Below are 8,584 nucleotides of genomic sequence, written 5' to 3'. Positions count from 1 at the left end.
AGCTTTATATCCATCACTCGCTCAAAAAGCAACGAGCTCATAATAATGTCGCTTTTCTTGCCCGCAACGTCGAGAAAATATGTGCGTATAAATTTTAAAAACAGATCGATAAGATAAACCACACCCACGCCAAGAGCTAGTACCCAAAGCGTCTCTACGGCGTTATTTGGCACGACTCGGTCATAAACGTTCATCGTAAAAAGCGGGCTGGCTAAAACGAATAAATTTATCACTATACTGGCCACGATAACGTCGATGTAAATTTTCCTCGAGCGCTTTAGCGTACCCCAAAACCAGTGGCTAGTTTTGGTATCTATCAAATTTGGCTTATTATCCTCGGGGATAAACTCGCGCTTTAGCAGATAGCTATAGCCCAGATACTCCTCTTTTAGCTTTTCGATCTCTATCAAATTTGAGCCGTTTGGCATATCGGGAGTTATGATTTTTGCGTGCGTTTTGCCCTCGAAACTCTCCAATATACAAGCCTTTTTGCCGCGCAAAAGCAGGATGCAAGGCAGCACCAAAGGCGAGATGTCCTCAATACGTTTATTTACCAAACTTGAAACAAACCCCGCTCTAGCCGCCGCTCTAGTAAAAAGCGATTTCGAGCCGTTAAGCGAAAAAAGCTCGATATCTTCGTTTTCGTTCGTCGGTAGCCCTGCCACCAGCGCATCGGCAGTGTATGGGTTGTTGTGCAGCTTGGTAAATATCACCAAACAATCAAGCAGTTCGTCGTTTTTCTTTTCTTGCATTTTTTATCCGATATTTTCTATTTGAGATATGAAAATCCCCTGCAAATAGTCGATTTCTAGGGTATGCAGTCTCTTTTCTTGCTCTTCGTTTTCTACGCCCATAGCTATGATTTTTACGCCCTTACTTCTCATCATCGCTTCAAACGAGCTTCTTTGCTCGGACGTTCTCTCGCCTAAAAAGTCTATCAAATTTGCCACTGGAATTTTGACGTAATCAGGGCTAACGGCATTGAGCCTCTCGATACTTTTTGCGTCAAATCCGAAGTGATCTAGTCCAAAGCCAAAACCGAGCGCGCGCAATCTCTGGTGAAGTCCGTCAAGAACCGCCACATCGATGTCGTCTTTGTTTGGGATCTCGATAAAAATTTTAGCGGGCGCGTATCGTCTTATCTTCTTAAGCGCATTTTCAAGCTCAGTAAAGTGCTGAGTAGAGTTTAAGATATCCTTGCCCAAATTTAGCGCGTATTGCATATTTTTAAGCTTGCCGTCTCTTAACATATCAGCAAATTTGTTTAAAACGTAAAGGTCGATATCCACCGCCATCTTTAGCTCGTTTACCATCGGCATAAAGTAGCTCGCCGTCTGCCATCTACCCTCGCCGTCGACGAGTCTGATAAACAGCTCGCAGTGCGCTATTTCGGCAAAATTTGACGCCACTTTTTGTCCGGCAAATTTAAACATACCGTTTTTAAGAGAGGTTTCGATGAGCTCTTTGTACTCCTCTTTTCCTAGCATGATCTCTTTGTCGCTCTTGTAGATCAGGGAGGAGAAATTTGAGCCCTCTTTAGCTCTTGCTAGCGTGATATCGGCTGTTATGAGCACGTCTTTTAGCGGAGTTTTCGGTCCGTAAGGCACGATCGCGGCAAAGACCGGATGCTTGTCCATATCTACGTTAAATTTGATAAATTCTTCTTGTATCGTTAGTAAAATTTTATCGGTTATGGCTTTGACGTTTTGCGTCGTTAAATTTGCGGCTACGATCATAAAATCATCGTCGTTTAGCCTGGCTCGCAGCATACCTATGGCGTTTTGGGATATTACCGACGCGATGGTTTTTATAAGCTTTTGCTGCGCGTTAAAGCCGATCTCTTGTTTTAGATCTCGCAAATCTTTGCAAGTTATCATCGATGCGGCACCGCTTGAATACTCTTCGCTCGAGATATAATCTTTAAAGTTATTTTGCAAATATCTTCTGTTGAAAAGTACGGTTTCTTCGTCTTTATAAAGCAGCTCTTCGTATTTGCTTAGCGTCTTAGCGCTTTGCTCAAATACGTCCTTAACGCGCGTTATCATCACGTTCATCGCAAGGACGACCTGCCTAATATCTAGCGTAAAAGGAATTTTTTCTTGCAAGATAAAACTGTTTTGCAGTATGGCCTCGGCTTGCTTTTGAACCTTTTTGAGCGGGATAAAAATTATCTTTACGCCAAAATAGCTAATAAGCAGAGCTGATAGCGACATCACGAAAAGTACGAAAAACACTTTTTTAACTATGTTGTAAAGCTCGTAATAAGCGATACCGGTGTTGCTTTGCACGTAAATAGTGCCGAATTTACTCCAACCGAGCATTATCTCGCTTTGCGCCACCGGAGCTTCTAGTTTTACGTTTTTTACGAACCACTCTGGAACGCTGTTTACCACTAGAGGCTGCGAGTTTTCTATCAGCGTCTCGCCGTCTACTCCGGCTAGCTTTATCATCGAGTAGTATCCGCTGTCAAATACCGAATTTATCATCGTCTCAATGCCGGATAAATCGTTTGGATTTGCTACCGACGCTATGGCAAGACCTAGCGAATTTGCCGTGTGCTTGGCGTTAGTGCCTAGCTGAGCAGAGATATAGTCGTTCGTCGTCGTAAAATTTAAAATCCCGACGGCTACGAAAATAACCAACATAAAGGAAATTATCGCCAGCATTATTTGTTTTAAAAGCGTCATCTATCCGTCCTCTTTCATTCTATCGACTAAATTTAGCCATTTTGGATTTTGTTTTTTGTTTCCGCCGGGGATGGCCTGCCCCAAGCCTTCTTGTTTTGATAAAAATAGCGAATCGCCGTTAAAACTATAAACGGGCGCTAAGTCTTTTCTTTGCGTAGCTATTTTGATGTTTGGGTTGATATTGTCTAAAACTAGCGGTATGGACTTTGGGCTGTCATAATAAGATAAAACCATATGCGCTTGGTTGTAATCAAGCGCCTTTACGTAAGTGAAATAAAGCTTTTGCGTGGAAACGCCGAGCTGCTTTAGGGTGAAGTACTTCGCCGTAACGAAATCCTCGCAATCCCCGGCGCCCTTGCCCAAAAACTCCATTCTCGTAGCCCAGTAGTCTTTTTGTCCCCAAACTTCCCTGTCGTCTTTCCACTGTAAGCGGTTAAAAAAATCATTTACTTTTACGAGCTTTTCTTGCTCTGTGGCGTCCTTTAAACTCACCATGAGCTCGTTTAAGGCAACCACTCTTTTTTTGGCGTTTTGGCCGTAAACTTTAGCGATCTTGTCGTAGGTGGAGGCTTTTATAAACTCGCCTCCCGCAAAAATCGCGAACACAAAAAGGGCGCTCGCTAAAAACGCCCTCCTGTATTTGCCCGCGCTTATGCCAAATTTCATAAAATTTATCTAAATTTTAGTCTAAGATTATCTTAGATCCTCGGCTATCGAGCACGCGCCTTGGATATATTTTTTAGCAAATCCAGGCTCGAAGCTATCGGTAATCATACCCATATTATCAAGAAGCCTAAATTTAGCGTATAAAAGCTCTTTTTGAGTATTTACGATCTCGACTAGAGCGTTGTTGTATTCGCTCTCGGCGTCAAGCAAATTTATAAGATCGCGTCTACCGATCCTAAACTCGTCTCTATACGCATCAAGCGTCTCTTTTGCGTATTTAACGTGCTCGTTTAGGTACTCGAGTCTTTTTTGATTTAGCACGTAAGTCTGCCATGAAAATTTAAGACTCTCTGAAAGCTCTCTTTTTACTCTCTCAAGCCCGTGAGACGACTCGGTAACTGCTAGGACGGCTTTTTCTTTCTCTAGCTTGTCTGAGTTTTTGTTGTAAAGATTATATTTTAATCTTAGCAAAACGTCGTAAGAGGTATCTTTATAATCGTCGTAAAATACATCGTTTCTCTCGTGATTTGCGCTGGCTTCGAGATCCACCTTCGGTCTAAAAGCTGCATTTTTTTCATTAACGACGGATTGATTCATTTTTATGTTCGCATCTTGCAAAAGCACGCTTGGGTTGCATTTCATAGCGATGTTGTATACCGCACTCTCGCTTCCCGGTAGTGGTAACTCAAAGCTTGGAGCGACCAAATTTTCCGCCGCAATGCCTTTGCCGTAAAGTTTCTCAAAGGTGCTTAGAGCGTCGTTGTAGTTGTTTTCGCGAGAGATCAAATTTGCCTGAGCTAGCGTGAGGCGAGAGCCAGCCTGTCTCTCCTCCGAGCCTCTAGCAAAGCCCGAGCTTGTTCTATCTTTGATTTGCGAATAAATTTCCTCGTGAGTTTTTACGTTTGATTGCGCGATTTCAAGCAACTCTTTAGTTTGAAGCACGGTGATATACGCGTTTGCAAACTCAAGCGTAAGTCTGTCGGCTTTTTGCGCTACGCTGTAAGCGGCCGCATCCATCCTATGGCTTTGAGAGATCATTCTGTTTTTATCGGCTCCGCCGTTGTATAAATTTTCCGTTAGCGTCGCGTTTGCTGTAAGTCTTTTGCCGCTACCTTTTTGTACGGTTATGCCGTTATCTATTTTTTCTTTTCTGTAGCCGTAAGTTCCGCCGATATCAAACGTCGGATAGTAGGCGTTATTGGCGATATTTAGGTCTTTTCCCACTTGCATATAGGCATATTCGGTCTCTTTTAGGCCCGGGTTTTCAAGAAGCAAATTTTTAACCGCTGCATTTAGGCTCACTTGACCGCTCTCTTGCGCGCCGTTTTCAAGATAGGCAGCTCCCATCGGCTCCGGCGCTTCCTTAAACGTCAAATCTTGTTTTTTTCTTAGACCCGGCTTTGGAGCTTTAGCGGCATCTTTGCTTTCGCTTAAATTTTGCGTTTCATCACCTGAAGAAATAGAATCTTTAGCGACTGCACTATAAGCGTCTACGTATCCTGCCGCCTTGATTTGAGCCGTTAAATTTTTAATGCTGTCTTTATCCAAAGACTTGGTTCTAACGGCTATGGCGCGGTATTTACCGAAAGTCCCGCTTACTACTTTTTCCACTCCGTCAAAGTCGCCGACCTTGCGCTCTACACTAGCTCTGGCGCTCTCTATCGCTTCTTCTTTTACGTCGTCGCCGAAGCTGCTCACAAATACGTTATATTCGTCATTTGCGAACAACAAACCGCAAACTAAAAAGCTAATCGCTGCTGCTTTTCTCATAGAAATCCTTTGTAATTTATTTTAAATTAACGCTGATACATTAACCCGCGATTATATATTATAAAAAATAAAAAAGTTATAAATTTACAAAAGCGCTCTTGCGATTAACTCTATCGGGTTCTCACATTTCACGTCTGACCCGCCGATATGTAGCGCATTTGAAATTTGCATTTTACAGGCGCTACACTCCGCGCTTACGATCTTTGCGCCAGAGTTTTTTATCATCTCTGATTTTCTTTGTCCGGCCGCGCGGCTTAAGTGATATTTTTCAGACTGCATCGTCACGCCGCCAAAACCGCAGCACTCGTTCGGATCTTCCATTTCGGTCATTTCATAGTTTTGAGCGAGCAGCTTGCGAGGCTCTTTAAATACGCCTTGCATTTTTCTAGCGTGACAAGGGTCGTGATAGGTCACGGAGGTCAAATTTTTGCCTTTTTTAGCCAAAATTTCAGCCAAATTCGTAAATTTTTCAAAATACTCCGTCGCTAAAAATATCTTCTTGCTCACCGCTTTCGCGCGCTCTCGCCACTGCTCGTCGTCATGAAAAAAGTGCTCATAGTCCATCTTTATCATCGCCGAACAGGTCGCCTCCGGCACGATGATGGCGTCTAGCTCGCCCAGCATTTTTTCAAAATACTCGATATTTCGCTTTGCCAAAACATCAACCGTCGCAAAATCACCCGTAAAATACGCCGGCGCGCCGCAACAGGCCTGTTTTTTCATCAAATTTAAATTTAATCCCAGCTCGCTCGCTATCTTAACCAAAGCCTCGCCGATGCCCGTATACGCGTAGTTTCCCATACAGCCGATAAAAACGCCGATGGTTTTATCGCCGCCGTTATCGATAAACTCGGCGTGCGAGTTTAAAAAGCTCTTTTTGCTAGCAGTGGGCAAAAGCCGCTCTTTTTTCACCATCGGCAGGCTAAACCTCGGACTCATCGCGCCTTCGCGGATCTTAAACGCGCAGCTTTGAAACACATATCCCAGTCTCGCGCAAACATCCATAACCGCTCGGTGACGCAGTAGCCAAAAAAACGCTTTTTTGTACCACGCGATACCAAATTTATCGGCGATGTCGCGACGGACGTTTTCTATCGCCATATCCACGCGCAAGGAGTTTGGACATACCTCGACGCAGCTCGTGCATAAAAAACAGCTCTCAAAGATATTTTTCGCGCTTTTATCGAGCTTTAGCTCGCCGCGCTCATAGGCCCCCACGAGATCCAAAAAACCGCGCGGAGAGGTCGTTTCGTCGGAGTTTATCTTGTGGATCGTGCAGACTTGGATACATTTGCCGCATTTTACGCATTTATCTGAAATTTCGCTAAATTTAAACATATCCATCCATCAAACCGTTTTTGAAAATCGGCGTAAATTTTCCGGTATTTTTTTCAAATACGCGTCAAAACACATCGCGATATTTCGTATGATCAGCGTGCCCGTCTCGTTTACGCTGATTTTTTCTGGCGTTACGGTTACAAATTCGCTCAAATTTTCAAGCTCAACCAAATCATCTTTAAAATACTCGAAAAATTTGATGCCAAATTTATCCTCGACCGCCTTGATATCAAGCGCAAAGTTGCTCATCAGGCTCATTATCACGGCTTTTCTGATTAGATCATCATCGTTTAGATAAATACCCTTGCAATACGGCAAAACGCCGCTATCTAGGGCTTTTTCGTATTCGTCCATGTCTTTGAAATTTTGCGCGTAGTATCTTTTCCCTTCGCCGATACTAGTTAGTCCGATACCGATGAGATCGGCTCCGCCCTTGGTCGTGTAGCCTTGGAAGTTTCTATGTAGCGTGCCGTTAGCAAGCGCGGCAAAAAGCTCGTCGCCGGGCTTTGCAAAGTGATCCATGCCGATCATTTTATAGCCGTTTTTGATAAAAAACTCGGCCGTGTATTTTAAAATTTCAAGCTTGGTTTTAGGGCTAGGTAGCGTCGCTTCGTCAAATTTACGCATAGATTTTTTTATCCACGGCACGTGCGCGTAGTTAAACACCGCCAAGCGGTCGGGAGATAGCGTCAGAGCCTTATCAAGAGTCGCTTTAAAGCTCTCTAGCGTCTGATACGGCAGGCCGTAGATCAGGTCCATATTTATCGAGTTTATGCCCTTAGCGCGCGCCATATCCACGGCGTTTTTGGTGATTTCGTAGGGCTGGATGCGGTGGATCTCTTTTTGCACGCGCTCGTCAAAGTCCTGCACGCCGTAGCTGATACGGTTAAAGCCGTGAGAGACGAGCACGTCAAGCTGCTCGCGGGTTAAAAATCTCGGGTCGATTTCGCAGCTGATTTCAGCCTCGGGCGAGAAATTTTTAAATTTAGCCTTTATCATTTTGATGATTTCATCAAGCTGATCCGCGCCGTAAAAGGTCGGAGTGCCGCCGCCAAAGTGCATTTGCAGCACGGGCGCGCTCGTGTCGAGATTTGCCGCCAGCAGATCGAGCTCTTTTTGCAGATACTGCATATAGCGCGTTTTGCGGTCCTCTTTGCTCGTATAGATCACGTTGCAACCGCAAAAATAACAGGCGCTGCGGCAAAACGGCAGGTGCAAATAAAGCGAAAGCGGGCGCGAGGCGTCGCGGTTTTTTAGCTCCCGCAGGTAGTCCTCGTAGCCAAATTTATCGCTAAACTCGGGCGCGGTCGGATAGCTCGTGTAGCGCGGTCCCGGGCGCGAATACTTCACGTAAGCGTCAAAATCTATCATAGCGTTTTATTCCTTGCGTTTTTCATTAAATTCTGCATATCGACGAACAAATTTGGATACTGCTTTTTGATACCCTTTACCAGTTTTTCCAAATTTACGTCGATACTTTTTTTATTTTTATTTTTTGCGGCGATCTTACGTATCTCGTCCATCGCCACGACCCAAACGTCGGCGAAATCTATCGGCACGTTTTGCCAGATCGTCTTTTCAAGCCTTAGCTCGAAATTTTCCTTTTGGACGTTGCGGTAGGCTTCGATGAGCTGCGAGAGCGATTTTAACGAAACCATCGTGTGTAAATTTTGATTTTCGTCAATGCCAAACCAAGGCTCCACCCCGTCCCACGAGCCGCTTTTTAGGCTAAGGCTCATTTGATTAGGATCGCTCGTCGGAACGATCTCAAATATCGTTTTTTCGCCCTCTTTTATCCCGAGCTCGCCCGAAATTTCGTCGATTTTTTCGTATGTTTTTTGTAGATTTTTTTCTTTCATTTACTTCCTTAACTTACCCGTTTCGCTGCCTATCTAGCCAAACCATCACGCCTTTTTGCGCGTGCAAGCGATTTTCCGCCTCGGCAAAAATCTCATCCGCATGCGCCTCAAACACCGCCTCGCTCACCTCGTATCCGCGGTAGGCCGGCAAGCAGTGCAAAAATATCGCGCCGGGCGCGGCTAATTTCATCAAATTTTCATCCACGCAAAATCCGGCAAAGTCTTTTATGCGCTTTTCTTTTTCCGCCTCTTGTCCCATCGAGA

7 protein-coding genes and 1 pseudogene are annotated in these 8,584 nt (G+C 44.5%); all 8 read right to left on the bottom strand.

From position 1 onward, the window contains the following. Positions 1-752, bottom strand: a 752-nt coding sequence (locus Q0338_RS05440) for an ABC transporter transmembrane domain-containing protein (RefSeq protein WP_366119691.1), incomplete at its 3' end; no start/stop codon positions are given. A 3-nt stretch (positions 753-755) separates the two neighbouring features. Beyond that, positions 756-2,687, bottom strand: a complete 1,932-nt coding sequence (locus Q0338_RS05435) for a LapD/MoxY N-terminal periplasmic domain-containing protein (RefSeq protein ID WP_298085872.1) — start codon at positions 2,685-2,687, stop codon at positions 756-758. Then, positions 2,688-3,353, bottom strand: coding sequence for a transglutaminase-like cysteine peptidase (locus Q0338_RS05430; RefSeq protein WP_004322117.1), 666 nt, complete (start codon positions 3,351-3,353; stop codon positions 2,688-2,690). Between the two features lie 27 nt (positions 3,354-3,380). Further along, entirely contained in the window at positions 3,381-5,123 is a 1,743-nt protein-coding gene (locus Q0338_RS05425; RefSeq protein ID WP_298085871.1) for a TolC family protein, read from the bottom strand. Positions 5,124-5,207: 84 nt separating this feature from the next. Next, positions 5,208-6,461, bottom strand: a complete 1,254-nt coding sequence (locus Q0338_RS05420) for a (Fe-S)-binding protein (RefSeq protein WP_298085870.1) — start codon at positions 6,459-6,461, stop codon at positions 5,208-5,210. A gap of 9 nt (positions 6,462-6,470) precedes the next feature. Next, positions 6,471-7,832, bottom strand: coding sequence for an oxygen-independent coproporphyrinogen III oxidase (gene hemN, locus Q0338_RS05415; RefSeq protein ID WP_298085869.1), 1,362 nt, complete (start codon positions 7,830-7,832; stop codon positions 6,471-6,473). Beyond that, a complete protein-coding gene (locus Q0338_RS05410) occupies positions 7,829-8,320 on the bottom strand; it encodes a DUF2603 domain-containing protein (protein ID WP_004318434.1) in 492 nt (163 codons plus the stop codon). Before Q0338_RS05410 ends, hemN begins: the two co-directional genes overlap by 4 nt. Before the next feature lie 13 nt (positions 8,321-8,333). Beyond that, positions 8,334-8,584, bottom strand: a pseudogene (locus tag Q0338_RS05405) (ornithine carbamoyltransferase); the annotation flags it as partial.

The sequence above is a fragment of the uncultured Campylobacter sp. genome (assembly GCF_938018145.1).
In the GTDB taxonomy this organism is placed as follows: domain Bacteria; phylum Campylobacterota; class Campylobacteria; order Campylobacterales; family Campylobacteraceae; genus Campylobacter_A.
Note: the sequence above shows the minus strand (reverse complement) of the source record. Positions and strands in the feature narration are given on the sequence as shown.